We start from the raw sequence: 26,979 nt of genomic DNA, 5'->3' as shown, positions 1-26,979 counted from the left end.
CCGCCGTTTCCGTTCGTCTTCCCCTGGAGTGCGCAGTGAAGTCCAGTTCGGCCCGCAGGCTGATCGCCGCTGTCTTATGCCTGTTCGTCGCGTCCGGCCTGACGGCGTGCTCGTCGCCCGCCGCCGAGTCGGGGACGAAGGTGACGCTCGGCTTCAGCGCGTGGCCCGGCTGGTTCCCGTGGCAGGTCGCGCAGGAGCAGGGGTTCTTCGCCAAGAACGGTGTGAACGTCGAGCTGAAGTACTTCGACAGCTACACCGACAGCCTCAACGCCCTGGCGACCGGCGCGATCGACGCCAACAGCCAGACCCTCAACGACACGCTGGCCTCGGTCAGCGGCGGCGCCCAGCAGAAGATCGTCCTGGTCAACGACAACTCCACCGGCAATGACAAGATCATCGCCGCGGAGGGGATCGTCAGCGTCGCCGATCTCCGCGGGAAGAAGGTCGCCGTGGAACAGGGCACCGTCGACCACTACCTGCTCCTCCTCGCGCTGGCCGAGGCCAAGCTGACCGAGAAGGACATCGAGTTGGTCCCGCTGGCCACCGACGCCGCGGCCGCCGCGTTCGCCGCGGGACAGGTCGACGCGGTCGGCGCGTTCGCGCCCTTCACCAGCGTGGCGCTCGAACGTCCGGGCAGCCGGGCCGTCGCCAACTCCGCGGAGTTCCCCGGCGCGATCCCGGACCACCTGGTGTTCACCGCCGAGTTCGTCAAGGACCACCCCACCGAGGTCCAGGGCCTGGTGAACACCTGGTTCGAGACGGTCAAGTGGATCAGGGACAACAAGGGCCCGGCCACCGACATCATGGCCAAGCGCGGCGGGGTGACCGCCGACGAGTACCGCACCTACGACGCGGGCACCACGATCTTCACCCGGCAGCAGAACCTCGACGCCTTCACTCCCGGCACCACGCCGTCGCACCTGAACTACCAGGCGGGCAAGATCATCGACTTCATGCTCGCCACCGGCCTGGTCAAGGAACGTCCGATCCTCGACGGCCTGCTCGACGACCGGTTCGTCAAGGCGGTCCCCGAGTGAGTCCGCTCGTCGTCGGCGCCGAGGCGACCGACACCAGCCGTCCCTCCCCGTCCGGCCGGGAGGGATGGCGCCCGCTGCCGCGCAGGCCGCGCCCCGGCCGGACCTCGCCGCTGTTCACGATCCGGGCCCCGATCTCCCGCCGGTCGCGGCTGACCCTGGCGGTGCTCTCGCTCGCCGTGCCGTTCCTCGCGTGGGTGGTCCTCGCGGCGACCGGCGTTGTCCCGTCGCGGTTCCTGCCCTCACCGGGCGCGGTGCTCGCGGCGGGCATCGGCATGGCCGAGTCCGGCGAGCTCTTCGCCGACCTCTGGGCCACCGTCCAGCGGGTGTTGTTCGGGTTCGGCCTGGCCGTGGCGGTGTCGGTGCCGATCGGGATCGTGATGGGAACGTTCCGGGCGGGGCAGGCGCTGTTCGAGCCGCTGATCAGCGTGCTGCGCTACCTGCCCGCGAGCGCGTTCATCCCGCTGCTGATCATCTGGATGGGCCTGGGCGAGCCGTCCAAGGTCGCCCTGCTGTTCATCGGCACGGTCTTCTTCAACACGCTGATGGTCGCCGACGTCGTGCGCGGCGTGCCGCGCCCGCTCATCGACGTGTCGTACACCCTCGGCGCCCGCCGGGGCGAGGTGCTGCGCAAGGTGATCGTGCCGCACTCGCTGCCCGGGATCATCGACGCGGCCCGGGTCAACGCCGCCGCCGCGTGGAACTTCGTGGTGGTCGCCGAACTCGTCAACTCGACCGAGGGCCTCGGCTACCGGATCGTGCGCTCCCAGCGGTTCCTGCAGACCGACAAGATCTTCGCGGTGCTCGTCGTCATCGGTCTCTGCGGGGTGCTGATCGACGTCGTGCTTCGCCTGCTGCGCAACAAGGTCGGGCGGTGGACCGGATGAAGTTGGAACTCTCGGGCGTCGGCAAGTCCTATGGGAACCTCCGCGCGCTCCACGGAGTCGATCTCCGCGTGGCCTCCGGCGAGTTCGTGTGCGTCGTCGGCGCGAGCGGCTCGGGCAAGTCCACCCTGCTCTCGCTCGTCGCCGGGCTCGACGTGCCGACCGAGGGCCAGATCACCCTCGACGGCGCCGACGTCACCGGCCCCGGGCCGGACCGGGGGCTGGTGCCGCAGGCGGGGACGCTGTACCCGTGGCGCACGGTCGAGCGCAATGTCGCTTTCGGACTGGAGCTGCTCCCGATCACGCCAGAGGACCGCGCCGCCCGGGTCGACTGGCACCTGGCCGAGACCGGCCTGACCGACTTCCGGCACGCGCTGCCCAAGCAGCTCTCGGGCGGTCAGCAGCAGCGGGTCGCGATCGCCCGCGCGTTGGCGTGCGAGCCCGAGGTCCTGCTGCTCGACGAGCCCTTCGGCGCGCTCGACGTCCAGACCAAAGAGGACATGCAGGTCCTCGTCCGCCAGGTGTGGAAAGACACCGGCACCACCGTGCTCATGGTGACCCACGACGTCGAGGAAGCCGTGTTCCTCGGCGGCCGGGTGGTCGTCCTGGCGTGCGACCCCGGCCGGGTCGCCGCCGACATCACCGTGGCGCTGCCCGAGGACCGCGACCTCGATGTCAAGCGCCACCCCGACTTCCTGGCCCTGCGCGCGTCGATCGAGGACATCGTCCGCGCCCAACACCGGGCCTACACCGCCCGGGCGACGGCAGGTGGACGGTGACTCTAGGAATCCTGAGCAGGCTCGGCATCCGCGGCAGGCTCAACGTCCTGCTCCTGGTCCCGCTCACCGCGGTGGTCCTCGTGGCCGTCCCGTTCGTCGCGGGCGGGGTCGACGACGCCCGCTCCGCCAGCCGCACCGCCGATATCGCGGGCCGGGCAAGGGACTTCGGTGGCCTGGTGTGGGAGTTGCAGCGCGAACGCCTGCTCACCGCCGGCTACCTGGCGTCGGCGAGCGGGGACAACACCGACCTGGTCCGCCAGCAGCGGGCCGTCGACACCGCGGCCGCCGCCGCTCTCGACTCGCTGCAAGGCGAGAACACCGAGGAACTCGCGTCCGCCTTGGTGCGCATCGGCTCGCTGCGTGAGCTGCGGCAGAGCGCGCTGCGCCGGGGCGTCTCGCCGGACGCGGTGGCCCGCACCTACCACGCCGTCATCGGCGCGATCCTCGACGCGCTTCGCCTGGTGCCGCAGCGAACCAGCGACGCCGAGGGCACCCGCCAGCTCACCGTGCTGGACTCGCTGCTGCGGGCCAACGAGGAGAACGAGCTCTACGGCATGGCGATCATCGCCACCGCGCTCGACCCGACCACCGGGCAGGTGTTGCTGGACAAGGCTTCCGCGCAGGCCCGGATGCTGACCGAGCGGTTCGTCCAGCAGGCCGACGTCGAGCACGCGGGCATCGTCGTCGCCGTCGACCAGGGCGACGTGGCCCGCCAGGTGGCCGCCTTGGCCGCGCGATTGCCCTTGGACCCCAACGCCAACGCGGGCGAGTCGTTCATCTTCGACGCCCTCGCCGCCGTGCAGAACCACTCGCGGATGCGCCGGGTCGCCCAGGACAAGGTGACCGAGCAGGTCACCACGGCCGCCACCGACCGCGCGTCGGACGCCGGGCTGCTGGCGCACAGCGTCGGCCTCGGCGCGGCACTGCTGTTCATGCTGGTCGCCGTCCTCGCGATCCGGGTCAGCCGCTCGATCTCCGACCCGCTGCGCAGACTCACCGACGCCGCCACCTCCGTTGCCGACCTGGCCGAGACCGAGCTGGTCCGGGTCACCGACACCGAGGTCGCCGAGGTGCAGGCGCCCCGGCTCGCCGAGATCGAGGTCGCCAGCGACGACGAGATCGGCAAGCTCGCCGTCGCGTTCAACCGCGTGCAGACCACCGCGTCCTCGCTGGTGGAACGGCAGGCCCTCACCCGCCGCAACGTCAGCCTGATGTTCGTCAACGTCGCGCAGCGCACGCAGAACCTCGTCGGCAGGCAGATGGCCCTGGTCGACGAACTCGAACGCGACGAGCAGGACGTCCGGCTCCTCGAACGGCTCTACCGGCTCGACCACGTCTCCACCCGACTGCGCCGAAGCGCCGACAACCTCCTCGTCGTCGCGGGCACGGCCGACCGGGGCAGGCTGTCCGGGCCGATCGAGCTGTCCACCGCGCTGCGGTCCGCGCTGGCCGAGATCGAGGAGTACCAACGGGTCCAGCTCGGGTCGATCTCCGACGTCACCCTCGCCGCGGACATCGGCGCCGACCTGGTGCTGGTGTTCGCCGAGCTGATGGAGAACGCGACGTCGTTCTCCCCGCCGGACACGACCGTCGAGGTCGGCGCCAGGTTCCAGACCGACGGCACCGCCGTGATCGAGATCGTCGACCACGGCATCGGCCTGCCGCCGGAGAAGCTGGCCGAGGAGAACCGGCGCCTGGTCGAGCGTGAGCGGCTCGACATCGTCCCGACCACCGTGCTCGGCCTGTTCGTGGTCGGTCGGCTCGCCCGCAGGCACTCGCTGCGCGTCGAGCTGGACTCCACGCCGGGCGGCGGTGTGACCGCGCGCGTCTACATCGCGGTCGACTCCTATCTGCGCCGGGTCGTGGAACCGGAGCCCGCGCACCAGCCGGTGGTCCCGCTGATGCCGGACTTCCAGATCCCGCCCGCCACCCCGACCGACGGGTTCTTCTGGTTCCCCACCTTCCCCGGCGACCAGGCCCAGCCCGCGCCCGAGCCCGCACCGCCCGCACTGCGGCCCGCGGAAGCGGAGCGCGGCGGCCTCCGCCGCCGAGTCGCGGGCGCCCAGCTCGCCGGCGACACCCCGAACCCCGTGCCCCCGAAGCCCGCGACCCAACCCGCCCAGCGGGACCCGGAAGCCGCGCGCGCCGCGATGGACGACTTCCACACGGGCTTCATCCAGGCCGACGCCCGACCCCCCGAGTCGCGCGGCGGCCTGAACCGCCGGGTCGCGGGCGCCCAGCTGCCCGGTGCGCCCCCAGCGCCCCCCGCGCCCCGACAGACCAGACCGGTGCACGACCCGGACGCCGCCCGCACGGCGCTCGACGACTTCCACGGCGCGTTCGCCCGCGCCGCCGACCCGCCGCCGTCGTCCGCGCGCGGCGGGCTGAGCAGGCGGGTTCCCGGCGAGAACCTCGCGCCGGGCCTGCGTCCGGCCGCCTTCGCGTCCGCGCCTCCGGCGGTGCGGGCCTGGCGCAGCCGAGACCCCGAGTCCGAACGGGCCGCGTTCGACAAATACGCCATGGGACTGGCGAAAGCGGCGATAGTTACGGATAACGTCACCCCCCAGGAAACCGCCCGACACCCAGGGGCGAGTCCGAGGAGAGAGAGCACAAGATGAGCAGGCCGCCGGCCCCCGCGATCAGCGCAGACGCGCAGAACTTCAACTGGCTGGTCAGCAGGTTCACCCAGAACACCGCGGGCGCCATCGGCGCCATCGCGGTGTCCGCCGACGGCCTGCTGATCGCGATGTCCGCGGACTTGATGCGGGCCAACGCCGACCGGCTCGCGGCCATCTCCTCGGCGATGCTCGGGCTGGCCAACGGTGTGTCCGACAGCCACCCGCTCGGCCAGCCGGACAAGGTGATCATCGAGTTGGAGCGCGGCTACCTGCTGGTCTGCACGATCAGCATCGGCTGCTCGCTCGGCGTGCTCGCCACCAAGGAGGCGAGCCTGGGCACGATCGCCTACGAGATGGCGATGTTCGCCAACCGGGCCAGCGCCGTGCTGACCCCGCAGCTGATCGAAGAGCTCAAGAACAGTGTCGGATAGCCGACCGGACGTCTCGCCGCTGCGGCCCTACCTGCTCACCGCGGGTCGGGCCAAGCCGGTGGACGACACCTTGGAGATCGAGGCGCAGGTGATGTCCAGCAGCCTCGGCACCGCGGCGCACTCCGACCTCGCCTTCGAGCGGCGGGAGATCATCGCGCTGTGCCGCAAGACCATGTCCGTCGCTGAGATCGCCGCGTCGCTCAAGCTGCACATCGGGGTGGCCAGGGTGTTGGTGGCCGATCTCGCGGAACTCGGATACGTCGTCCTCCGGCGGCCGGGCGCGACCCCGGCCCAGGATCTCAGCATGATCGAAAGGGTCATTCGTGGACTCGAAGCCATCCGCTGAGCGCCAGCAGCGTCCGCCGGCACCGGTCAAGATCGTCATTGCCGGCGGGTTCGGCGTCGGCAAGACCACCGCGGTGGCCGCCATCTCGGAGATCTCGCCGCTGACGACCGAAGCCGCCATCACCTCTGTCGGCGCGCAGGTCGACCAGGCGGGCGCGGTCCCGGCGAAGACGACCACCACCGTGGCCATGGACTTCGGCTGCATCACCATCGACGAAGAGGTGAAGCTGTACCTGTTCGGCACCCCCGGCCAGGACCGCTTCGGCTTCATGTGGGGCGACCTCGTGCGCGGCGCGTTGGGCGCGTTGGTCATCGTCGACACAAGACGGATGGACGACTGCTACCCGGCGGTCGATTACTTCGAGAAGGCCGGCCTGCCGTTCGTGGTGGGGGTCAACATGTTCGGCGGCGAACTCGCCCACGACCCGGACGACATCCGCTGGGCGCTGGCCATCGCCGACGAGGTCCCACTGATCATGTTCGACGCCCGCGAGAAGCTCTCCGTGCGCGACGCGCTGTTGGCGGTGCTGCGCAACACCTTCGCCAAGGCGCGGGCCGCGGCTAGCTGAGCCCGACGGCCAGCGCGGTGATGACCGCCCAGGCCAGCATGGCGAGCCCGGTCTGCTTGAGCACCGGGATCAGCGCGGGCCCGGTCGCCTTGCCGAGGACCAGTTTGAGCGGGGCCACGATCAGGACCGCGGCGAGCAGGCCCGCGAGCGCCGCCGGGGTCTGGATCACCTGGACGATGCTGATCAGGAACGGGATCGCCACGAGGATCGCGTAGAGCACCCGCGTCCGTGGCTCACCGAGCCGCACGGCCAGGGTGGTCTTGCCCGCGACCCGGTCGGTCGGCACGTCGCGGAGGTTGTTGGCGACGAGCACCGCCGCGGAGAAGGTCCCCATCGAGACCGCGCAGGCGAGACCGGTCCAGCTGACCGTTCCGGCCTGGATGTACTGCGTGCCAAGGACAGCCACGAGTCCGAAGAACAGGAAGACCGCGACCTCGCCGAACCCGGAGTACCCGTACGGCTTCGAACCGCCGGTATAGAACCAGGCCCCCGCGATGCAGAGCGCGCCGACGCCCAGCAGCCACCACTGCCTGCTCGCGATCACCAGCACCAGTCCGGCCACCGCGCCGATGCCGAAGCACGCGAACGCCGCCAGCTTCACCGAGGACGGCGTCGCCACCCCGGATCCGACCAGCCGCAGCGGCCCGACCCGGTTGTCGTCGGTGCCCCGCACGCCGTCGGAGTAGTCGTTGGCGTAGTTCACCCCGACCTGCAGCGACAACGCCACCACCAGCGCGAGCAGCGACTTCCACCAGGAGAACCCGTCCAGCGCCGCCGCCGCGCCCGCACCGACCAACACCGGTGCGACCGAGTTCGGCAGCGTCCGCACCCGTGCGCCCTGGACCCATTCCGCGACTGTCGCCATGTCCCCATCTTTGTTGACGGGTCGGAAGAGGGGGGCGACAGGCCCGGGTTTATCGATTATCGTTGTTATCGACAAACGATAACCCGGGGGTGGCGATGACCAAGAATCCGCTGGATCCGATCCAGACGTGGGTGACGATCGTGTTCGCTTTCATCGTGGCCGTCACCGCGATCACTGTGGCCGCGACGATCTGGGGGTCGGGTTCCTTGTTCGGCCTCGGGAGCGACAGCGTGTGCGCGGAGGCGAGTCAGGGTGTCCCGGTCAGGTCGACCGAGGAGAGTCTCGTGCCCGAATCCGCACCGGGCGTGCGGGCGAACGTCGGCTCCGTGAACCTCTGTACGCAGTCCCCGTCGGCCGGCCAGCGTGCCCTGCTGGTCGGGACGCAGTTGCCGTCTTTCCTCGTGTTCGCGGGCGCGCTTTCTCTTGCCATGGCCATGTTCCGCGCCGGTCGGCGGCACGGCGTCCTCACCGACCGGTTCGCCACACGGCTGCGGATCATCGGCTGGGTGGTGATCGGCGGCAGCGTCCTCGCCGCCGTCGCCGAGGCCTGGGCCCGTCGCGGTCTGCTGCAGTCGATGCTCGAATGGCCGCTCACCGGGACGTGGGTATGGGACGCCGAGCTCTCGGTGTTGGCGATCTTCCTGGGCACGCTGCTGATCTCGTTCGCCCGCGTCCTGCGGATCAGCGCCCGGATGCGGGAGGACCTCGCGTGGACGGTGTGACGGACCACCACGAGATCACCGTTCACCTCGACCGGGTTCTGGCCGAGCGCGGCATGACCCTGACCGAACTGTCGAACCGGGCGGGGATCTCGCTGGTGAACCTGTCGGTGCTCAAGAACGGCCGGGCGCGGGCGGTCCGGTTCAGCACCCTGAGCAGGCTGTGCGCGGTGCTCGACTGCCAGCCCGGTGACCTGCTCAGCCACGGCCAGACCCGGTGACATCCCGGCGAAGGTTCGCGATCATCGAACTATGGAACGAAGACCGCGGACCTTCGAATGGACGACGCTCGCGTCGCTGCTGACGGCGATCGCCGCCATCGCCGCCCTGTACTTCACCAACCAGTCGCTCCAGGCGAGCGGCACCCAGCAGGTCACCGACCGGTTCGGCAAGGCCGTCGAGCAGCTCGCCTCCGAGAAGCTCACCGTGCGCCACGGCGGCATCTACGCCCTCGAACGGCTCGCGCAGGACTCGCCGCGCGACCACTCCACGATCATGGAGATCCTGACCGCGTTCGTCCGCACCCAGGCTCCGCTGTCCTCGTGTCCGCAGGTGCTCGTCGCGGAACCGGTCCTGGCCGTCGATGTCCAGTCGGCCCTCACCGTCATCGGCAGGCGTGCCACGAAGTTCGACAGCGTCAATCGGCTGGACCTGTCGAAGACCTGCCTACGCGGAGCGAACCTCAGCAGCCTCGACTTCGGCAACGCCAACTTCAACGACGCCGACCTCGGCCGGTCCCTGCTGTGGAGAACGAAGCTGCGCGAGTCCATCTTCTGGAACACCGTGTTCACCAGCTCGAGCATGATCGGCGCGGACTTCACCGGGGCCCAGCTGGCGTCGACCAAGTTCACCTCGGCCGAACTCGACACCCGCACGGGCGGCAAGTACACGATGGCGACCAACTTGGCCCTGGCCGACTTCACCCGCGCCGACCTGTCGAAGGCGGACTTCACCGGCGCGAACGTGGAGGGAGTCGCCCTCACCGAGGCCCAGCGGCGGGAGGCTGTCGGCCTCAGTCACTGATCCTTATTCGACCCATCGGAGGAGGGCCTGCCAGGTTTGGGCGTTCACAGCGAGGATTGGCCCGGTCGCGTTCTTCGAGTCGCGCACGCGCGCGTGTTCCACTGCTAGGGACACCTCGACGCAGTTGTTCTGCGAACCGCTGCTAAAGCTGCTCTTGCGCCACCTGGCACTCGTCATCCCAGCTGCCTTCCGCCCGGTCGTACTCGTCCGCCAGTTCGGCGAACAGCACCCGGGATTCTCCCGCACTCAGCGCCGCCTTGGCTATCTGCGGAAGGAGTGAACGGTAGGCAGTCACATACTCGGGATCTTCGATGAACAGGCCCGTCACCAGGCCATCGAGGAAGACGAGTGATCGGAACCGGGGGTAGGTGAGCAGCAGGAACGAACCTCCGAAGAGTCCCCGATGCCGGGTCGCCGAAGGCACCACGCGGATGGTGATGTTGCGTTGGTCGGAGAAGAACACCATCGCGAGCAGTTGCTCCGCCATGGTCCGGTAGTCGCCGACCTCCAGCCGCAACGCCCGTTCGTGCACGAAGAACGTGAACTTCGCCGGGTTGTTGCGGAACAGGATTCGCTGTCGTTCCATCCTCGCGCGCACCCATGCGTCGCGATCGGATTCCGAGATGTCCTCCCGCGCGAAGAGCGAGCGGATGTAGGGCTCGGTTTGGAGGAGTCCCGGGATCACCTCGGGTTCGTAGTTCACGCACCGCTCGGCTGTTGCCTCATGGAAGATCAGGGATCGCAGCGAGTCCGTCATCCACTGGCCGTGCGGCGCGATCCAGTAGCCCCGGTCATCAGCGGCCTCTCGGCACACCTTGATCAGCCGTTCCACGTCCTGATACCGCGCCCCGCAGGTCGCCAGGTAGTGCACGACCTCCGTCTCCGAAGTGCATCCGCGCACCCCCGTCTCGATCCGGTGCAGATGCGCGATGGACCGCCCCAACTTCGGCGCGAGGTCCCGCAGCGTCAGCCCCGCCGCCTCCCGGTGTTCCCGCAACAAATCGCCCAGCTCGCGCACGCTAGCCCGGTTTCTCGCTCCCATTCCCCACACGCTAGGGACTTCTTGTGCCGCCCGGTGTCCGCGCGCGCCGATTCCACCCCATCGCGCTAGCCGTTCCCGCCCTGGGAACAGAACATCTCGACCAACGCCCGCCGGTCCGGTTTCCCCGGCCCGATCAGCGGTAGCGCGTCCATGGCTCGGAATTCCTTGGGTGCCGCGGGGGCACCGAGTTCGGCCCGCACCGCAGACCGCAGCTCGTCCTCATCCACCGCGCCCGTCAGCACCAGGGCCGCCACGACCCGCTGCCCCCACTCCGCGTCCGGCACCCCGACGACACAGGCTTCGGCGACATTTCCCTGCGCGGTAAGGACATTCTCGACAGCGGCCGCCGCGACCTTCACCCCGCCGGTATTGATCATGTCGTCGACCCGGCCGAACACGCGCAGCACTCCGTCGCGGAACTCGCCGGTGTCCGAGGTGCGAAACCATCCGTCTACAAAGGACTCTGCGGTGGCCGTCGGGTCCAGTCGGTAGCCGTTCGCCAGCATGGGGCCGCTCAGCTCGATCACCCCGTCGGCGATCCGCACGCCCACGCCTGCCAGCGGGAGTCCGTCATAGACACAGCCGCCCGCTGTCTCGGACATGCCGTACGTGGTGCGGACGCGGACGCCCGCGTCGAGCGCACGCAGCAGCGTTGCGGCGGACACGGCGGCACCGCCGACCAGAACGGCGTCGAAGGCGCGCAGCGCGGCCAGGGCGTCGCCGCCGTCCTCGACGATCCTGGCCAGTTGGGTCGGGACAAGCGCGGTGTAGACCGGGCCGAGCGAACCGAGCGCGTCCGAGGCCGACTCGGTGAAAACCTTGGGGCGAAACGCGGTCCGGGGCATCCGCACCGGTTCGGTGCCCGCCACGATCGACCGCACCAGGACCTGCACACCGGCGATGTGGTGGGCGGGCATCGCGAGCAGCCAGGTCCCCGACCCGCCGAGGCGCTCATGGGTCGCCTCCGCCGAGGCCCGCAGCGCCGCCGCCGACAGCAGCACGCCCTTGGGTGTCCCGGTGGAGCCGGAGGTGCGCACGATCAGCGCCGTGTCGGGTTCCAGCGGGTGGTCCGGCGCCATGTCCACTGCGGACTGCCCCGCGGCGACCGGCAGCACGGCGGGCCCCGACCCGTCCAGCGCCGCCCGCAGCGCCTTCATGAACTCGGATGTGTCCGGATCGAGAACTCGCAGGTCGTGCATATACACAGTTTCCACCACTAGCCTCTGGCGATGACCAAAACCTGGGGGCGACAGGTGAACGAGCCGCTGCGCGATGCCTATCTCACAAGGCTCGGCTTACGCACCCCGCCGCCTGCGACCCTGGACACCCTCTTCGAATTGCACCGCCTCCAGGTGGAACGCGTGCCGTACGAGACGGTGTGGATCGCCCTCGGCGAGCAGCGAACGGTCGAGCCACTGGACTCCCTGCGCTACCTCCTGCGCGGCCGGGGTGGCTACTGCTACCACCTCAACGGCGCTTTCAGCACCCTGCTCGACTGGCTCGGCTTCGACGTCCACTGGCGGGTCGGCGGCGTCCAGGGCGCTGTGGGTGACGCGCCCGGCGCCAGCGCCAACCACCTGGTGATCGAAGTCCAGGGCCTCGACGGCGGCCCCTGGATGGTCGACGCGGGCCTGGGCGACGGCCTGCACGAGCCGATCCCGTTGGTGGAGGGCGTGTACGAGCAGGCGCCGTACACCTTCGCGCTACGCCCATCCGAGGTCGTCCCCGGCGGCTGGCGCCTCGACCACGATGGGCGCGGGTCGTTTCTCGGCATGGACTTCGCGCCCGCGCAGGCGAAGGTCGAGGACTTCCTCGCCAAGCACGACCACCTGTGCACGTCCCCGGAATCCGGCTTCGTCCGCGTGGTCACGGTGTCAAACCGCGACGCCAAAACCATCCGCGAACTACGCGGCCGCCTGTACAAGGAAACCACCGCGACCGGCGTCACCCACACCACGATCGACGACCGGGCCGACTACTTCGGTCTGCTGGGCAACGTCTTCGGCCTGTCCCTCCCGGAAATCGGCGCGGACCGCCGAGACGTCCTGTGGTCCCGCCTGTGCGTGGACCACGAGCAGTACTTGGCAGGCAAGGCCGCCCACCGTCGAGCAGCCACCGCCGACTAACCCACCCCCGCCGCCGCCACGCCCGCTCGCGCCGGTCACAGCCGTGCCGGGTCGATCAGTAGTAGTACGGGAAGCGTGACCAGTCCGGGTCCCGCTTCTCCAGGAACGAGTCGCGGCCCTCGACGGCCTCATCGGTCATGTAGGCCAACCGGGTGGTTTCGCCGGCGAAGATCTGCTGGCCCACCAACCCGTCGTCGATCGCGTTGAACGCGTACTTCAGCATCCGCTGCGCCGTCGGCGACTTGCCGTTGATCTCCCGCGCCCACTCCAGCGCGGTCGCCTCCAGCTCCGCGTGCGGCACCGCCTGGTTGACCGCGCCCATCTTGACCATGTCATCGGCGGTGTACGTCCGGCCAAGGAAGAAGATCTCCCGCGCGAACTTCTGCCCGACCTGCCGCGCCAGGTACGCCGAGCCGAAGCCGCCGTCGAAGCTGCCCACGTCGGCGTCGGTCTGCTTGAACCGGGCGTGCTCGGTGCTGGCCAGGGTCAGGTCGCACGTCACGTGCAGGCTGTGCCCGCCGCCCGCGGCCCAGCCGGGGACGACCGCGATGACGACCTTCGGCATGAACCGGATCAGCCGCTGGCACTCCAGGATGTGCAGCCTGCCCGCGCGCGCCGGGTCGACCGTCTCGGCGGTCTCGCCGGAGGCGTACTGGTAGCCGGTGCGGCCACGAATGCGCTGGTCACCGCCGGAACAGAAGGCCCAGCCGCCGTCCTTGGCGGACGGGCCGTTGCCGGTGATGAGGACGCAGCCGACATCGGAGCTCATCCGCGCGTGGTCGAGCGCGCGGTACAGCTCGTCGACCGTGTGCGGCCGAAACGCGTTGCGCACCTCGGGCCGGTCGAACGCGATCCGCACGGCGCCCGTGTCCACGGCGCGGTGGTAGGTGATGTCGGTGAAGTCGAACCCGTCGATCTCGCGCCACTGCGCCGGGTCGAACAGCTCGGATACATCGCGGTCAGCCACACCGCGAGCATGCCGGCGCACCTGTGGACAGTCGTTCGCGGGGTTCGGGGTCGCCGTGTAAAGCTGGGGGTGTGCACGACCTCGACTCGGCTCTGGAAGTGATTCGCGCGCGGGACGACACCGCGGCGAAGCACGCGCACGCCCTCTGGCAGGTGATGCGCGCGACAGCGGCCCACCCGACCAAGGTCACCAAGTACGAGGTCCAGCAGATGGTGTGGGGCACGCTGCCGCTGGCCGCCCGCCGCCCCGACGGCGCCGAGGCCTTCGACGACCTGCACGACACCTGCGAGGCATTCGCCGAGCTGCTCGACCTCCTCGGCCACCGCGACTACGCCTGCCTCTGCCGCGACGAGACCACCCACGCCATCCTCGACGCCGCCCGCGACGACGACCGCTACCGCGGCCTGGTCGAGCGGGCCTGGCGCTCCTCCGGCGTCTACCCGCCCGACCCACCCACCCTGACCTGGTCAGACCACGCGGGCGACGTCGAACAGGCCCTCCGCGCCGCCGCCGGGCGCATGCTCGAGGAAGCCATCGACGCGGGCACCCTGCGCGCCGACGCCACCGACGACCCCGAACGCGTCGAGCTGGTGCTGCGGCTGCTGATGAGCCCGGACACCAGCGGCGAGGACACCTGGTTCGGCAAACTCCTCGACGAACGCCTCGACTCGTGGATCCTCGGCCGCGGCAGCCAGACCCGCCGCGAGGTCCTCGTCAGGTTGCGCCCCGAAGTCCGCAGGCCACCCGAGGCCGCGGGCTACGACCTCCCAGCGTTGGAAACCCTCCTCGACGCCTGCCGCGGCAAGGGCGCCCGCCTCACCGAACGGGGCTACCTGCCCACCGCCCTGGTCGCCGAACTCGCGGCCGTCATGCCCACCTGCCGCGAAACCCCGGCGTCGGGCCGCGGCGAGTCCGCCTGGCCCCCGATCCGCCTCCTGCGGGAACTGGCCACCGACTTCGGCCTGGTCGAACGCGCGGGTCCCAGGCTCCTCCTCACCGACCGCGGCGACACCGTCGTCGACGACCCGGACGCCCTGCTCATGGCCGTGGGGGAGACCATCGTCGCCACCGACCGCCCCGCCATGGCCGTCATCCAGGAAGTAGCCCTCGGCGCGCTGCTCCTGGAAGACCGGATGGCCCCGGACCGCATCTTCGCCAAGATCGCCCACGTCTTCGCCGAAGACTCGTGGACCGACCCAGCGGGCCTCCCCCTGGGCGAAGCCCACGCCCGCGAAGCAGGCTCCCGCTTCCTCAGAACCCTACGAACCCTCGACGCCCTCGACGCCGACTGGAACGCCCGCCGCGTAGGCCTCACCGACGCCGGCACCTCCATAGCCCGCTGGGCGTTGCGCACGCAGGTCCTGTTCCCAGCCCCCACCCTCCCGTGACCCCCACCCCACCCGCGAGTCCCACCTCCGCGACCCCGAGTCCCACGCTCGCGACCCCAAGTTCACCATTCGCGACCCCGAGTGCCCGGTCGGCACCCGCGAGTCCCCCCGCCAGGCAAACGAGTCGCCCCTCCCGGCAAGCGAGTCGCCCCTCCCGGCAAGCGAGTCGCCCCTCCCGGCAAGCGAGTCGCCCCTCCCGGCAAGCGAGTCGCCCCTCCCGGCAAGCGAGTTCACGATTCGCGGGGGCTCGCCCGGCACCGCCTCACCGCTGGTCAGCGAACCTTCGACCGGATGCCGGGGCCTCTGGGGTTGTGATCGCGAGTCGCCCTGTCAGGCGAATGAGTCGCCCCTCCCGGCGAGTGAGTTCACCATTCGCGGCGGCTGGTCGCTGGTCAGTGAACCTTCGTTTGGGTGCCGGGGCCTCTGGGGTTGTGATCGCGAGTCGCCCTGTCAGGCGAATGAGTCGCCCTTCGGGGCGAGTGAGTTCAACATTCGCGCCGGCTAGTCGCTGGTCAGCGAAGTCTCGGTCGGATGCCACGGGCTCTAGGGTCGCGCCTCCGAGTCGCAAGTCAGGGATCGCGGGCAGGCGGCTCGTGGTCGATCGGAATGGAGTCGAGTGAACCCGTCCACCGCGATGGCGACCGTCGTCGTCGACGAGCTGGTGCGCAACGACGTGCGGCACATCGTCCTGTGCCCCGGCTCCCGCAACGCCGCCCTGTCCTTCGCCCTCCACAAGGCGTCGTTGGCCGGGGCGCTCACCCTGCATGTCCGCGTCGACGAGCGGTCGGCCGCCTTCTTCGCCCTCGGCATCGGCAAGGCCACCGGCCGCCCCGCCGCCGTGGTCTGCACCTCCGGCACCGCCGTCGCGAACCTGCACCCGGCCGTCCTCGAAGCCCACCACTCCGGCATCGGCCTGCTCCTGATCACCGCCGACCGCCCACCGGAGCTGCACGGCACCGGCGCCAACCAGACCATCGACCAGCGCAACATCTTCGGCAGCTCCGCCGTCGCCGTCGACTTTCCGGTCGCGGAGGCGCGCGCGGGGCTGAACCCGGTGTGGCGCGGGCTGGTCTGCCGTGGCGTCGCGCGCGCCGAGACCGGGCGGCCGGTGCAGCTCAACATCCCCTTCCGCGAGCCGCTCGTCCCCACCGACGCCGCCGACTGGCCCGACACCCTCGACGGCCGCCCCGACGGCTCCCGCTGGACCACTTCCTCGGCCGCCCGCACCGTCCCCGGCAACCGCGTCGACTTCCCCCTGCCCGCCCGTTCCCTGATGGTCGTCGGCAGCGGCGACCCGGCCCGCGCCGCGTCGGCGGCGGCCGTGGCGGCGAAGGCGGGCTGGCCGGTAGTCGCCGAACCCGTGGGTGCGGCAGCCGCGGTCATCGGCGGCGCCCACGTCCTGCGCCGCGGCCCGCTGCTCCTCGGGAGCGGCGCCCTGCCCGAACACCTGCGACCGGACGCGGTGATCGTCGTCGGCAGGCCCACCCTGTCCCGGGGGGTGCGCGGCCTGATGGACCGGGCGCCGGTCTACGGCATCGGCGACCATCCACAGTGGACGGACCCGCAGTACGTCGCCACCCATGTCCGCGGCTGGCTCGACGACGATGACCTCACCCACGTCACCGACTACGACCCCACCTGGCTCGCAGGCTGGCGCGCCGCGGAGAAAGCCGCCGTCAAGGCCGTCGACTCCGTCCTCGACGACCAGCCCTGGCCCACCGGCCTGCACGTCGCCCGCGACGTGGTCGCCGCCCTCCCCGCGGGCGCGACCCTGTTCCTCGGCTCCTCCAACCCGGTCCGCGACGTCGACGTCGCCGCCGACCACCGCGCCGACCTCACCATCCACGCCAACCGAGGCGTCGCCGGCATCGATGGCAACGTCTCCACGGCGGCGGGCACCGCCATCGGCACCGGCGGCCCGGTCTACGCCCTCATCGGCGACCTGACGTTCCTGCACGACCTCAACGCCCTGCTCCTCGGCCCCGAAGAGCAACGCCCCAACCTGACGGTGATCGTCCTCAACGACGACGGCGGCGGCATCTTCTCCCTGCTCGAACAGGGCGCCGACGAACACGCGGCCAGCTTCGAACGCGTCTTCGGCACCCCGCACGGCGCTGACCTGCGCAGCCTTTGTGCTGGTTATCACGTGCCCCACACGGTGGCCGACTCCGCGGCTTCCCTCGCCGAGGCCCTCACCCCGACCCCCGGCTTACGCGTGATCGAAGTGCGCGCCGACCGGGCGATCCTGCGCCCACTGCACGCCCACCTCCGCGCAACCATCGCCCAGCTGCACACCCCATAGCGCCTCACCTGCGACGACGCGTCGTCTGTGGGGAAACGCCGACCAGCGAAATCCGGTGCGGATAGGCTCGGGGGGTGGCAAAGATGGAGGAGCGGGGAGCCCCCGTCCGGGCCTTGGACGGCACCGGGCCGGAACTGGCGACGCCCCTGCCCGCCCAGACCCCACACCGGCCGACCGGCGCGGATTCGGTGAACGCCCAGCTCAAAGCCCCCACCGACCCGCTTGCGGCTGCCCAAGCCGACCCACGTGGGCCTGTCGCCGCAGAGATGTCGCGGGATATCAGCCACACCTGGTCGGCTGCCGAGGCGCACGAGGTGAAGTTCGAGATCGCCGAGCTGGCGGACCTGGCTGGTGCTGCTGTCGGGTCGCAACCCGCCGCTGATCACGTCATCACGGCCAACCCCGGTGAAACCCGCCGCGCCCAGGCTGAGTCCGAGCCCGCCGAGTCGCTCTTGGGCGGGCTTGTGGGCGACGGTGTCGAGCCGCCGCCTGCCGATCGGCACGGTGATGGTGAGCCTCACGGCAGCGCTGAAACACGCGGCGACGATGCCGAGTTCCAGTCTGCTGAGTCGTACTCAGTCGGGAAGCTAGGCGACGGTGCCGAGTCGCCGCCTGCCGATCGTCCTGGCGATGGCGACCTGCCCGGCCCCGCCGACGCCCACCGTGACGGCATCAAGCCCCAGCCCTACAAGCTCCGCCGGGCCGCCGCCTGCGCCATCCTCTTCATCGCCGTCATCACCACGCTCCTCGGTGTCCTCCTCGTCATCGCCGCCGTCACCGAGGACTCCGCCATCGAGAGCCACACCGGCCGGGCCGACGCCGAGGTCGTCGATGTCACCACCCATCGCACCCTCGTCCGCTTCCAGACCCCCGACGGCGCCGAGCACGTGCCCAACGTCGGCGTCCTCTACCCCGAAGCCCTCGAAGAGGGCCAGGTCGTCCGGGTCGAGTACGACCTGCGCGAACCCGACCTGGTGCGCGTCGCGGGGCGGGGGGCGACCCTGACCTTCCTGCCCGCCTTCACCACCCTCTTCGCCGTCTGGGCGGTGACAGTGGGGCTGGTGTGGTGGCTGCGTAAGCCGGGACCACTGCACCTTCGCTCCCTGCGCGCACGTCGCAAGCTCGCGGTGTAACACCTCTCTTCAAAATTTGCTTCCAGGTGTAACATTCACCCCGTGGACCTGGAACGCGAATTCGAGCGCGTCGTCGCCGCCGACCATCGGATCGAGCCGCGCGACTGGATGCCGGACGGCTATCGCAAGACGCTGATCCGGCAGATCGCGCAGCACGCGCACTCCGAGATCATCGGCATGCAGCCCGAGGGCAACTGGATCAGCCGCGCCCCCAGCCTGCGGCGCAAGGCGATCCTGCTGGCCAAGGTGCAGGACGAGGCGGGCCACGGCCTCTACCTCTACGCCGCCACCGAGACCCTCGGCGCCGACCGCGAGGACCTCACGACCAAGCTCATCGAGGGCCGCCAGAAGTACTCCTCGATCTTCAACTACCCCACGCTGACCTTCGCCGACGTCGGCGTCATCGGCTGGCTCGTCGACGGCGCCGCGATCTGCAACCAGGTGCCGCTCTGCCGCACCTCGTACGGCCCGTACGCCCGCGCCATGATCCGCGTCTGCAAGGAAGAGTCCTTCCATCAGCGCCAGGGCTACGAACTCCTCATGACGATGATGCGCGGCACCGACGCGCAGAAGGCGATGGTCCAGGACGCCGTCAACCGCTGGTGGTGGCCTTCCCTGATGATGTTCGGGCCGCCGGACGCCGAGTCGTCCAACACCGAGCAGTCCATGGTCTGGCGCATCAAGCGGCACACCAACGACGAGCTGCGTCAGCGCTTCGTCGACATGTCCGTGCCGCAGGCCGAGAAGCTCGGCGTCACCCTGCCGGACTCCAAGATCGCCTGGAACGCCGAGCGCGGCCACCACGACTTCGGTGAGATCGACTGGGACGAGTTCTGGCAGGTCGTCAAGGGCAACGGCCCGTGCAACGCCGAGCGGATCGAGAACCGCCGCAAGGCGCACGAAGACGGCGCGTGGGTTCGGGAAGCCGCTGCGGCGTACGCGGCGAAGAAGGAGCAGGTGGCATGACTCAGCCCAGGTCGTCTTGGCCTCTCTACGAGGTTTTCGTTCGCGGCAAGCGCGGGCTGAACCACGTGCACGTCGGCTCCCTGCACGCCCCCGACGACGAGATGGCGCTGCGCAACGCGCGCGATCTCTACACGCGTCGCAACGAGGGTGTGAGCATCTGGGTCGTCAAGGCCGACGCCATCACCGCGTCCAGCCCGGATGAGAAGGACCCGTTCTTCGCCCCCGCGGGCGACAAGGTCTACCGGCACCCGACGTTCTACGCCATCCCCGAGGATGTGCCGCACCTATGAGCTTCGACAACGCTTACGAGTCCCTCGTCGAGGGCCACGAGGAGAAGCACTGGGCCTTCGGCACCGGCTTCACCGACGCGCTGTCCGGTGTGGACCGCGCCATCCCGTCCACTGTGGACCGTGACGACCTCGCCGCCTACTGCCTCATGCTCGGCGACGACGCCCTGATCTACGCCCAGCGGCTCGCCGAGTGGTGCGCCAAGGCGCCCGAGCTGGAAGAGGACGTCGCGCTGGCGAACATCGCGCTCGACCTCCTCGGCCAAGCCCGCATGCTGCTCTCCCGGGCGGGTGAGATCCAGGGGACCGACGAGGACGCGCTGGCGTACCTGCGCGACCCGGCCGAGTTCCGCAACGTGCACCTTGCCGAGATCGACTGCGGCCCCGGCCCCGGTGGCGACTTCGCGACCACGATCGCCCGCCTGCTCGTCTTCTCCGCGTGGCGCCTCGCGCTGCTGCACCGGCTGACCGGCTCGGCCGACCCGGTGCTGGCCGCGGTCGCCGCGAAGGGCGTCAAGGAGCTGACCTACCACCGCGACCACGCCGCCCAGTGGGTGCTGCGGCTCGCGGGCGGCACCGACTACTCCCGCGAGCGCATGGTCGCCGGCCTCGCCGTGGTCTGGCCGCACCTCGACGAACTGTTCACCGCGCACCCCATCGAGCACCGCCTGGCCGAAGCGGGCGTCGCCGTCGACCCGACCGAGCTCAAGTCCGAAGTGGACAGCGTGCTCGACACCGTCCTGGGTGCCGCGGGCCTGACGCGTCCCGACGTCCAGAGCGTCCCCGCCGGCGGTCGAGGCGGCGTGCACACCGAGGCCATGGCGCCGTTGCTGGCCGAGATGCAGGTGGTCGCGCGGGCCCTGCCGGGAGGCGTGTGGTGAGCGCGCGTCAGGTCGCCGAGCAGGTGCTCGACCCCGAGCTCCCAGTGCTCACCCTGGCCGACCTCGGCGTGCTGCGCGAGGTCAGCGAGGTCGGCGACCGCGTGGTCGTGACGATCACACCGACGTACTCCGGCTGCCCCGCGCTCGACGAGATGCGGTCGGACCTGCACGAGAAGCTGACCGACGCGGGCTACCGCGACGTCGAGATCCGCACCGTCCTGCACCCCGCGTGGACCACCGACTGGATCAGCGACGACGGCCTGCGCAAGCTCACCGAGCACGGCATCGCCCCGCCGTCCCGCATCGGACCGCGGGCCGTGGGCCCGATCCCGCTCACCCTCGAACCCCCGAAGCGCCGCGTGAGCTGCCCTCACTGCGGCTCCGCGCGCACCACCGAACTGTCCCGCTTCGGCTCCACCGCATGCAAAGCCCTGCGCCGCTGCGAAGACTGCCGCGAGCCGTTCGAACAGATCAAGGAGATCTAGTTGACCGCCGCAATGACCCGCCGGTCGACCTTCCACTCGCTTCCCGTGAAGCGCGTGGACCGGCTCTGTGACGACGCCGTCGCGGTCACCTTCGACGTGCCCGAAGGTCTGGCCGACGAGTTCGCCTTCCGCGCGGGCCAGTACCTCACGCTGCGGCAGGACGTCGAAGGCCGCGAGGAACGCCGGTCGTACTCGATCTGCGCGCCGGTTGGCGACGCCCCCCGCATCGGGGTGCGGCGCGTCGAGGGCGGGTTGTTCTCCAGCAAGCTGGTCGACGACCTCGCGCCCGGTGACACCCTCGAAGTCCTTGCCCCGCAAGGAAACTTCACCCCCGACCTGACCACCCCGAGCCATCACGCCTTCGTCGCCGCCGGTTCGGGCATCACGCCGGTCATCTCGATCGTCGGCACGGTCCTGGCCGAGCCGGGCAACCGCGTCACCCTCCTCTACGGCAACCGCCGCTCCGACACGGTCATGTTCGCCGAGGAACTCGCCGACCTGAAAGACCGCTACCCGACCAGGTTGCAGCTCGTGCACGTCCTGTCCCGCGAGCCGGGCGACGTCGAGCTGTTCTCCGGCCGCCTCGACGCCGAGCGCTTCGCCGCGCTGTGCGACCAGGTCGTGCCCGCGACGGACATCGACCACTGGTGGCTCTGCGGCCCGTTCGGCCTGGTCCAGGACGCCTATGCGGTCCTGACCGAGCGTGGTGTTCCGGGCACCAAGATCCACCGCGAACTGTTCTATGTGGACGAACCGCCGCCCGAGCCCAAGCGCGCCGAGGACCGTCGAGTCGATGGACCCACGTCCGCCGTCACGATCCTGCTCGACGGCCGCGAGACCACCCTCGCGCTCCCGTACGACGAGCCGATCCTCGACGCCGCGCAGCGGGTCCGCGCCGACCTCCCGTTCGCCTGCAAGGGCGGCGTGTGCGGGACGTGCCGAGCGAAGGTCGTCGTCGGCGAGGTCGAGATGCGCCGCAACTACGCCCTCGAACAGCACGAACTCGACGCGGGCTTCGTCCTCACCTGCCAGGGCCTGCCGGTGACGGATTCGGTGACGGTCGACTTCGACGCTTAGTGATCAACGCTGGTAGGCGTGGTGCAGACCACGTCGACTGGGTTCCGATTTAGGTTAGCCTAACCTCCATGTCAGCTGGAGGACTCGTCGCGCTGGCCGGGCACAGCCTGGTCCTCGCGCACCACGACCGGACCGTGGTCGAGAACGTCTCACTCGACCTGCGGGCGGGCACGGTCACCGCACTCGTCGGCCCCAACGGGTCCGGCAAGTCCACGGTGCTGCGCTCGCTGGCCCGGCTGCACCGGCCCGCCGCGGGCGCTGTCGAACTGGGCGGCCGCGCGGTGTCCGCCTTGTCCGCCAAGGACTTCGCCCGCGAGGTCACCCTGCTCACCCAGCACCGCCCGGTCCCGGCGGGGGTGTCCGTCCGCGACGTCGTCGCCTTCGGCCGCTACCCGTACCGCTCCGGCTGGCGCGGCGCGGACCTCGAGGGCACCGCGGCGATCGACCGCGCCATGGCACTCACCGGCGTCGAGCCGATGGCGAACCGCGGCGTCGACGAACTGTCCGGCGGCGAACTCCAACGCGTCTGGCTCGCTTCCTGCCTGGCGCAGCAGACTTCCGTGCTGCTGCTCGACGAGCCGACCAACCACCTCGACCTGCGCTACCAGGTGGAGATCCTCGACGTGGTCCGCGACCTCGCCGACGACGGCGTGGCGGTCGGCGTGGTCCTGCATGACCTCGACCACGCCGCGATCATCGCCGACCACGTCGTCCTGCTCGCCGAGGGCCGCGCCGTCGCGAGCGGCGACGTCGCCGACGTCCTCACCACCGAGCACCTCTCGCGCGCCTACGGCGTCACCGTCCACGTGGCCACCGACCCGGTGACCGGCGCGGTCCACTGCCGCCCCGTCGGCAGACACGCGCCGCGTGCCGTGTCCACCGTCTGACTTCCCCCTCCCCGATAGAAAGCCGAGCACATGCGCGCACTGCCCCTGATCGCCGCCGCGATCCTCCTTTCCGCCTGCGGCACAACCGAAACCCCCGCGACAGTGACCGTGAACGCCGACGCGCCGGTCACGGTCACCGACGCCCGCGGCAAGCAGGTCACCCTGAAGTCCGCGGCCAAGAAGGTCGTCGTGCTGGAGTGGGGCGAGGCGGAGATGGTCGCCTCCCTCGGCGTGATGCCCGCGGGCGTCGCCGACCCCGATGGCTACCGGACCTGGGACACCGCCGCCACCCTCGACAGCACCGTCAAGGACGTCGGCAAGCGCCAGGAGCCCAGTGAGGACGCGATCGCCGGCCTCGCCCCGGACGTGATCATCATGGCCGAGGAGCGGGACTCCACCCTGGTGCCGCGGCTGGAGAAGTACGCCCCCGTCGTGGTCACCAAGAGCACCGACGCCACCCGCAACGTCGACCGCCTGCGCGAGGACTTCAAGCTCATCGCCGCCACCCTCGGCAAGACCACCGAGGCCGACAAGATCCTCGCCGACATGGACGCCAAGCTCGCCGAGAGCCGTAAGGCCGTCGAGACCAAGGGCGCGACGGGCACCCCGTTCCTGATGGCCGACGGCTGGAAGGAAGGCAGCACGATCAACCTCCGCCCCTTCGGCAAGGGCTCGCTCGTCTCCGACATCGCCGAGAGCGTGGGCCTGAAGAACGCCTACACCGGCAAGGTCGACCCGCAGTGGGGCCTGGGCCAGACCGACGTCGAGGGCCTGAGTTCGATCACCGATCCAAAGACAATCCTCCTTTACAGTGCTTCCGGCGAAGACGTGTTCACCGACGGCCTCGCGGCGAACCCGGTGTGGCAGCGGCTCCCGTTCGTGGTGTCGAAGAAGGTCACCAAGCTCGCCGCGGGCACCTGGACCTTCGGCGGACCGAAGTCGGTCGTCGCCATCGCCGAGCAGGTCGTCAAGGCCGCCACCGCCTGATGCCGACCGATCACGCTCGTCCAGTCCGCGCCGCCGGCCAGCCCGCGGCTGGTGTCGAGCCACCGAGTCCCTTGGTGCGGCGGACAAACAGCACCCGCGCCGGCGTGGTGACGGTCGGAACACTGGCGGCGATCGTGGTGCTCGCGGCCGTTCACCTCACCCAGGGCACCTCCTCGGTTGATGTGTTCGACGTGCTCAAAGCCGTTGTCGGCCAAGGAGACCCGGCGACCCTGGCGGTGCTGGAAGGGTCGCGGATCCCACGGCTGCTGACGGCGCTGCTGGTCGGGCTCGCCCTGGGCGTGGCGGGCGCGGGCATGCAGTCGGTCGCCCGTAACCCGCTGGCGTCACCGGACACCCTCGCGGTCAACGCGGGCGCCCACCTGGCCGTGGTGGCGGCCGCGGTGACGGGCATCGCCCTGCCGACCGTCCCCGCCGGCGCGGTCGCCTTCCTCGGCGGCCTCGCCGCGGCCGCCGCCGTGCTCGGGATGTCCGGCGGCGGAACGGCTAGTCCCCGCCTGGTGCTTGTCGGCTCGGCAATCGCTCTCACCCTCCATTCCGCGACGATCTTGCTGCTGTTGCTGTTCGAACAGGAGACAACCGGCCTGTTCGCCTGGGGAAGCGGATCGCTGACGGTCAGCGATCTCGTGGCGACCCAGCAGATGACCCCGGTCGTGCTGGTCGCCCTCGTGGCCCTGATCGCGATGGGCCCCTCCCTCGACGTCCTCGCCCTCGGCGACGACACCGCCACCGTGTTCGGCCTGCGGGTCCGCCGCACCAGGATCGGCGCGGTCCTGCTCACCGTCGCCCTCACCGCCGCCGCCGTGACGGTGGCGGGCCCGGTCGGCTTCGTCGGCCTGTGCGCGCCCGTGATCACCCGCCTGCTCGCCCCCAGGATCGGCGGGCACCGGATCACGCTGCCCCTGTCCGGCCTGGTCGGCGTCGTCCTGGTGCTCGGCGCGGACGTCGCCCTGCGGGCCGCCATGGGCTCGGCCGAGGCCCTGCGCGTCCCGACCGGCGTGGTCACCACGATCCTTGGCGCCGCCGTCCTGGTCTGGCTCGCCCGCCGCGGCCGGTCAAGCGGCCCGGCACCGAGCGCGCCCACGGGCCGGGTGGCCGTCGCCGGATCGCGGCGCAGGCTCATCGTGACCGGGGTCGTGCTCGCGGTGCTGCTGGCTGTCACCCCTCTCCTCGGACTCATGCTCGGCGACCGCCTGGTTCTGCTCGGCGACCTCGCGAACTGGCTTTCCGGCCGCACCGGACCGGCCCTGACCTTCGTGCTGGACCAGCGACTCGCCCGGGTTGCCGCCGCCCTCACCGCCGGAGCCGCGCTGGCGATCGCCGGCTGCGCCGTGCAGTCCGTCAGCCGCAACCCACTTGCCGAACCCGGCCTGCTCGGGATCACCGCGGGCGCGGGCATCGGCGCCGTCACGCTGATCACCGCCGTGCCGATGGCGGGCGCCTGGCACATCGCGGGTGCAGCGGGACTCGGCGCCGCGGCCGCGTTCGCGCTGGTCTACGGCCTGGCGTGGCGATCGGGCCTGGACTCGGACCGGTTGGTGATCATCGGCATCGCGACCTGGTCGGGTGGGATGGCCGTGATCACGCTCCTACTGGTCACCTCCGATCCGTGGAACACCGCGAAGGCCCTGACCTGGCTGTCGGGCTCGACCTACGGGCGCACGCTGGAACAGCTCATTCCCATCGCCATGGCGTTGGCCGTGCTGACTCCTCTGCTGTGGTCCCGGCATCGGGAACTCGATCTGCACGCCCTCGATGACGACACCCCTCGGGTGCTCGGTCTTCGGGTCGACCGCTCGCGGTTGCTGCTCCTTGCCGCGGCAGGCGTGCTGGCCGCGACCGCGGTGTCGGCGATCGGGGTGGTCGGGTTCGTCGGCCTGGTCGCGCCGCACCTGGCCCGGTCGCTCGTCGGTGGGCGGCATGGTCGGGTGATCCCGGTGGCCGCGGTGCTGGGTGCAGGGTTGGTCAGCGTCGCGGATACGTTGGGGCGCACGGTGATCGCACCCGCGCAGGTGCCTGCCGGGCTGGTCATCGCGTTGATCGGGACGCCGTACTTCGTGTTGGTGCTGTGGCGGACTCGTTCTCGGGTCGGGTGAGTGGGCATGCCTTAACCCTGCCGTCGCGACGGCAGGGAGACATCCGTCGAAGGTTCAGGATCAGCGAGTCGAAAGACGGAGCCGGACTCAATCGAAAGTCGGTCACCCGTTCAGGCGTTGGCCGACTCCTGCCACCACGACAGCACCTGGTCGGCCACCCCAGGCGCCGCCACAAGCAGCCCGTCGACCGGCAGCGCCAAGTCCTCGCCACGCCGGTCCAGCACCGCCGCCCCCGATTCCAGGGCCAGCGCGACCGAGCCCGCGACGTCCCACTCGTGGTAGCTGTGCAGGACCGCCGCCGCCGCGTGGCCCAGGGCTACCTGGGCGATCGCCAAGGCCGCCGAGCCCAGCACCCGGACGCCGGCGCGGGCTGACGCGGCCCGTTCGATGAAGCCGCCCATTCCGGGCCACGGCCCGGTGCGGGTCAACTCCGTGCACACGATCGCGCCCGCCGTGGAGGTCCGGTCGGTCAGCGAGACCCGCTTGCCGTTGGCCCGGGCCCCGCGTCCCCGCGCGGCGGCGTAGATCTGGCCGCGGAACGGGTCGGCGACCACGCCGACGACCGGCCCCTCGGCGTCCACCAACGCGAGGCTGTAGGCGCACCAGGGGACCCCGGCGACGTAGTTGGCGGTGCCGTCGACCGGGTCGACGACCCAGCGGTACTCGGCGTCCTCCGAACCGACGTCCGCGCCGAACTCCTGGCCCACCACCGGAATCCCCGGGAATTCGGCGGTCAGGATGCGGCGGGTGTGGCGTTCGAGGGTGCGGTCGGTGTCGGTGACCCAGTCGAAGGGCGAGTCCTCGAATCCGGGCCTGGCCCCGCGTCCTGCTGTCGCGGTGATGACATCGGTCGCGTCGTTGGCGAGGCGTCCAGCGACCTCGAGGGCCCTGGACAGCAGACCGGGCTCGACCGGCTTGCGGGGACGAGAGGACAAGAGCGTCATGCCAACCTAGAGTGACCACTCCGGGTGTCCGTGGTGCGACGCTGAGATGACAACGGGCGGATGACCAGGCCAAGCTTGGCCGCGCCCACTCCACTCACAGGGAGTTCCGGCGCAGTTCGCCTCTCG

At 70.6% G+C, this 26,979-nt stretch carries 28 protein-coding genes; 22 read left to right on the top strand and 6 right to left on the bottom strand.

Features of this window, described 5'->3' with window-relative positions:
* The first annotated feature begins 35 nt into the window (after positions 1-35).
* Genes C8E96_RS05700 through C8E96_RS05670 form a run of 7 tightly spaced genes read left to right on the top strand, consistent with a single transcriptional unit; the run spans position 36 to position 6,660 of the window.
* Positions 36-1,037 (top strand): ABC transporter substrate-binding protein, encoded by a 1,002-nt coding sequence (locus C8E96_RS05700; protein WP_228770224.1) that lies wholly within the window; start codon positions 36-38, stop codon positions 1,035-1,037.
* Positions 1,034-1,921, top strand: coding sequence for an ABC transporter permease (locus C8E96_RS05695; protein WP_091382883.1), 888 nt, complete (start codon positions 1,034-1,036; stop codon positions 1,919-1,921). Before C8E96_RS05700 ends, C8E96_RS05695 begins: the two co-directional genes overlap by 4 nt.
* Positions 1,918-2,697, top strand: coding sequence for an ABC transporter ATP-binding protein (locus C8E96_RS05690; protein ID WP_091382880.1), 780 nt, complete (start codon positions 1,918-1,920; stop codon positions 2,695-2,697). Before C8E96_RS05695 ends, C8E96_RS05690 begins: the two co-directional genes overlap by 4 nt.
* Entirely contained in the window at positions 2,694-5,315 is a 2,622-nt protein-coding gene (locus tag C8E96_RS05685) for a sensor histidine kinase (protein ID WP_091382877.1), read from the top strand. Before C8E96_RS05690 ends, C8E96_RS05685 begins: the two co-directional genes overlap by 4 nt.
* Positions 5,312-5,746: a roadblock/LC7 domain-containing protein gene (locus C8E96_RS05680; protein WP_091382875.1), complete on the top strand. Its 435-nt coding sequence runs from the start codon at positions 5,312-5,314 to the stop codon at positions 5,744-5,746. The genes C8E96_RS05685 and C8E96_RS05680 overlap by 4 nt, the downstream gene beginning before the upstream one ends.
* Positions 5,736-6,092, top strand: coding sequence for a DUF742 domain-containing protein (locus C8E96_RS05675; RefSeq protein ID WP_091382873.1), 357 nt, complete (start codon positions 5,736-5,738; stop codon positions 6,090-6,092). Before C8E96_RS05680 ends, C8E96_RS05675 begins: the two co-directional genes overlap by 11 nt.
* Positions 6,070-6,660, top strand: coding sequence for a GTP-binding protein (locus tag C8E96_RS05670; protein WP_091382871.1), 591 nt, complete (start codon positions 6,070-6,072; stop codon positions 6,658-6,660). Before C8E96_RS05675 ends, C8E96_RS05670 begins: the two co-directional genes overlap by 23 nt.
* On the opposite strand, the gene C8E96_RS05665 is transcribed toward C8E96_RS05670, so the two are convergent.
* Positions 6,653-7,525, bottom strand: a complete 873-nt coding sequence (locus C8E96_RS05665) for a 1,4-dihydroxy-2-naphthoate polyprenyltransferase (protein WP_091382869.1) — start codon at positions 7,523-7,525, stop codon at positions 6,653-6,655. The genes C8E96_RS05670 and C8E96_RS05665 overlap by 8 nt on opposite strands.
* A 95-nt stretch (positions 7,526-7,620) precedes the next feature.
* Between C8E96_RS05665 and C8E96_RS05660 the strand changes: the two genes are divergently transcribed.
* From C8E96_RS05660 to C8E96_RS05650, 3 genes are read left to right on the top strand one after another with little or no spacing between them, the layout of a single operon-like run.
* Positions 7,621-8,247, top strand: a complete 627-nt coding sequence (locus C8E96_RS05660) for a DUF2975 domain-containing protein (protein ID WP_133794201.1) — start codon at positions 7,621-7,623, stop codon at positions 8,245-8,247.
* Positions 8,235-8,465, top strand: coding sequence for a helix-turn-helix domain-containing protein (locus C8E96_RS33870; RefSeq protein WP_267463808.1), 231 nt, complete (start codon positions 8,235-8,237; stop codon positions 8,463-8,465). The genes C8E96_RS05660 and C8E96_RS33870 overlap by 13 nt, the downstream gene beginning before the upstream one ends.
* Before the next feature lie 31 nt (positions 8,466-8,496).
* Entirely contained in the window at positions 8,497-9,267 is a 771-nt protein-coding gene (locus C8E96_RS05650; RefSeq protein WP_091382865.1) for a pentapeptide repeat-containing protein, read from the top strand.
* Positions 9,268-9,270: 3 nt separating this feature from the next.
* On the opposite strand, the gene C8E96_RS05645 is transcribed toward C8E96_RS05650, so the two are convergent.
* From C8E96_RS05645 to menE, 3 genes are all read right to left on the bottom strand, one after another.
* On the bottom strand, positions 9,271-9,444 hold the full coding sequence (locus C8E96_RS05645) for a DUF397 domain-containing protein (RefSeq protein WP_091382862.1): 174 nt from the start codon (positions 9,442-9,444) through the stop codon (positions 9,271-9,273).
* Positions 9,410-10,285, bottom strand: a complete 876-nt coding sequence (locus C8E96_RS05640) for a helix-turn-helix domain-containing protein (RefSeq protein ID WP_166657884.1) — start codon at positions 10,283-10,285, stop codon at positions 9,410-9,412. Before C8E96_RS05640 ends, C8E96_RS05645 begins: the two co-directional genes overlap by 35 nt.
* 89 nt (positions 10,286-10,374) lie before the next feature.
* On the bottom strand, positions 10,375-11,508 hold the full coding sequence (menE, locus tag C8E96_RS05635; protein WP_091382858.1) for an o-succinylbenzoate--CoA ligase: 1,134 nt from the start codon (positions 11,506-11,508) through the stop codon (positions 10,375-10,377).
* 30 nt (positions 11,509-11,538) lie between these two features.
* Between menE and C8E96_RS05630 the strand changes: the two genes are divergently transcribed.
* Positions 11,539-12,435, top strand: a complete 897-nt coding sequence (locus C8E96_RS05630) for an arylamine N-acetyltransferase family protein (protein ID WP_091382856.1) — start codon at positions 11,539-11,541, stop codon at positions 12,433-12,435.
* Between the two features lie 55 nt (positions 12,436-12,490).
* Here C8E96_RS05630 and C8E96_RS05625 read toward each other — a convergent pair whose 3' ends face one another.
* The gene (locus tag C8E96_RS05625; protein WP_091382854.1) at positions 12,491-13,402 is read right to left on the bottom strand and encodes a 1,4-dihydroxy-2-naphthoyl-CoA synthase; all 912 of its coding nucleotides are present in this window, start codon (positions 13,400-13,402) and stop codon (positions 12,491-12,493) included.
* Positions 13,403-13,473: 71 nt separating this feature from the next.
* Between C8E96_RS05625 and C8E96_RS05620 the strand changes: the two genes are divergently transcribed.
* The 11 genes from C8E96_RS05620 to C8E96_RS05570 all read left to right on the top strand — a co-directional run bounded on the left by C8E96_RS05620 (position 13,474) and on the right by C8E96_RS05570 (position 25,909).
* On the top strand, positions 13,474-14,790 hold the full coding sequence (locus tag C8E96_RS05620; protein ID WP_091382852.1) for a hypothetical protein: 1,317 nt from the start codon (positions 13,474-13,476) through the stop codon (positions 14,788-14,790).
* A 616-nt stretch (positions 14,791-15,406) separates the two neighbouring features.
* On the top strand, positions 15,407-17,092 hold the full coding sequence (menD, locus tag C8E96_RS05615; protein WP_091382851.1) for a 2-succinyl-5-enolpyruvyl-6-hydroxy-3-cyclohexene-1-carboxylic-acid synthase: 1,686 nt from the start codon (positions 15,407-15,409) through the stop codon (positions 17,090-17,092).
* Positions 17,093-17,166: 74 nt separating this feature from the next.
* A complete protein-coding gene (locus C8E96_RS33865; RefSeq protein WP_456049310.1) occupies positions 17,167-18,225 on the top strand; it encodes a DUF3592 domain-containing protein in 1,059 nt (352 codons plus the stop codon).
* Between the two features lie 42 nt (positions 18,226-18,267).
* A complete protein-coding gene (gene paaA, locus C8E96_RS05605) occupies positions 18,268-19,191 on the top strand; it encodes a 1,2-phenylacetyl-CoA epoxidase subunit PaaA (RefSeq protein ID WP_166657883.1) in 924 nt (307 codons plus the stop codon).
* On the top strand, positions 19,188-19,481 hold the full coding sequence (paaB, locus tag C8E96_RS05600) for a 1,2-phenylacetyl-CoA epoxidase subunit PaaB (protein ID WP_091382847.1): 294 nt from the start codon (positions 19,188-19,190) through the stop codon (positions 19,479-19,481). Before paaA ends, paaB begins: the two co-directional genes overlap by 4 nt.
* Positions 19,478-20,359 (top strand): 1,2-phenylacetyl-CoA epoxidase subunit PaaC, encoded by an 882-nt coding sequence (gene paaC / locus C8E96_RS05595; protein WP_091382845.1) that lies wholly within the window; start codon positions 19,478-19,480, stop codon positions 20,357-20,359. The genes paaB and paaC overlap by 4 nt, the downstream gene beginning before the upstream one ends.
* A complete protein-coding gene (gene paaD / locus C8E96_RS05590) occupies positions 20,353-20,844 on the top strand; it encodes a 1,2-phenylacetyl-CoA epoxidase subunit PaaD (protein ID WP_091382843.1) in 492 nt (163 codons plus the stop codon). Before paaC ends, paaD begins: the two co-directional genes overlap by 7 nt.
* 12 nt (positions 20,845-20,856) lie before the next feature.
* Positions 20,857-21,921: a 1,2-phenylacetyl-CoA epoxidase subunit PaaE gene (paaE, locus tag C8E96_RS05585; RefSeq protein WP_091382841.1), complete on the top strand. Its 1,065-nt coding sequence runs from the start codon at positions 20,857-20,859 to the stop codon at positions 21,919-21,921.
* Between the two features lie 68 nt (positions 21,922-21,989).
* A complete protein-coding gene (locus tag C8E96_RS05580) occupies positions 21,990-22,808 on the top strand; it encodes an ABC transporter ATP-binding protein (protein WP_091382839.1) in 819 nt (272 codons plus the stop codon).
* Between the two features lie 30 nt (positions 22,809-22,838).
* Positions 22,839-23,795, top strand: coding sequence for an ABC transporter substrate-binding protein (locus C8E96_RS05575; protein WP_091382837.1), 957 nt, complete (start codon positions 22,839-22,841; stop codon positions 23,793-23,795).
* 104 nt (positions 23,796-23,899) lie between these two features.
* Positions 23,900-25,909 (top strand): iron ABC transporter permease, encoded by a 2,010-nt coding sequence (locus C8E96_RS05570; protein ID WP_228770223.1) that lies wholly within the window; start codon positions 23,900-23,902, stop codon positions 25,907-25,909.
* Positions 25,910-26,019: 110 nt separating this feature from the next.
* Here the strand turns inward: C8E96_RS05570 and C8E96_RS05565 are convergent, their stop codons facing one another.
* On the bottom strand, positions 26,020-26,853 hold the full coding sequence (locus C8E96_RS05565) for an inositol monophosphatase family protein (RefSeq protein WP_091382833.1): 834 nt from the start codon (positions 26,851-26,853) through the stop codon (positions 26,020-26,022).
* Positions 26,854-26,979: the final 126 nt, after the last annotated feature.

The organism is Actinokineospora alba (assembly GCF_004362515.1).
Lineage (GTDB): Bacteria > Actinomycetota > Actinomycetes > Mycobacteriales > Pseudonocardiaceae > Actinokineospora > Actinokineospora alba.
The sequence above is the reverse complement of the archived record's forward strand: the minus strand, read 5'-3'. Positions and strand labels throughout refer to the sequence as shown.

What these genes read in the sequence shown, in the direction of transcription:
- C8E96_RS05690 (WP_091382880.1), top strand. Translation starts at nt 1,918, where the DNA reads ATGAAGTTGGAACTCTCGGGCGTCGGCAAGTCCTATGGGAACCTCCGC.
- C8E96_RS05680 (WP_091382875.1), top strand. Translation starts at nt 5,312, where the DNA reads ATGAGCAGGCCGCCGGCCCCCGCGATCAGCGCAGACGCGCAGAACTTC.
- C8E96_RS05665 (WP_091382869.1), bottom strand. Translation starts at nt 7,525, where the DNA reads ATGGCGACAGTCGCGGAATGGGTCCAGGGCGCACGGGTGCGGACGCTG.
- C8E96_RS05660 (WP_133794201.1), top strand. Translation starts at nt 7,621, where the DNA reads ATGACCAAGAATCCGCTGGATCCGATCCAGACGTGGGTGACGATCGTG.
- C8E96_RS05650 (WP_091382865.1), top strand. Translation starts at nt 8,497, where the DNA reads ATGGAACGAAGACCGCGGACCTTCGAATGGACGACGCTCGCGTCGCTG.
- C8E96_RS05645 (WP_091382862.1), bottom strand. Translation starts at nt 9,444, where the DNA reads ATGACGAGTGCCAGGTGGCGCAAGAGCAGCTTTAGCAGCGGTTCGCAG.
- menE (WP_091382858.1), bottom strand. Translation starts at nt 11,508, where the DNA reads ATGCACGACCTGCGAGTTCTCGATCCGGACACATCCGAGTTCATGAAG.
- C8E96_RS05630 (WP_091382856.1), top strand. Translation starts at nt 11,539, where the DNA reads ATGACCAAAACCTGGGGGCGACAGGTGAACGAGCCGCTGCGCGATGCC.
- paaB (WP_091382847.1), top strand. Translation starts at nt 19,188, where the DNA reads ATGACTCAGCCCAGGTCGTCTTGGCCTCTCTACGAGGTTTTCGTTCGC.
- paaC (WP_091382845.1), top strand. Translation starts at nt 19,478, where the DNA reads ATGAGCTTCGACAACGCTTACGAGTCCCTCGTCGAGGGCCACGAGGAG.
- paaE (WP_091382841.1), top strand. Translation starts at nt 20,857, where the DNA reads ATGACCCGCCGGTCGACCTTCCACTCGCTTCCCGTGAAGCGCGTGGAC.
- C8E96_RS05580 (WP_091382839.1), top strand. Translation starts at nt 21,990, where the DNA reads ATGTCAGCTGGAGGACTCGTCGCGCTGGCCGGGCACAGCCTGGTCCTC.
- C8E96_RS05575 (WP_091382837.1), top strand. Translation starts at nt 22,839, where the DNA reads ATGCGCGCACTGCCCCTGATCGCCGCCGCGATCCTCCTTTCCGCCTGC.
- C8E96_RS05565 (WP_091382833.1), bottom strand. Translation starts at nt 26,853, where the DNA reads ATGACGCTCTTGTCCTCTCGTCCCCGCAAGCCGGTCGAGCCCGGTCTG.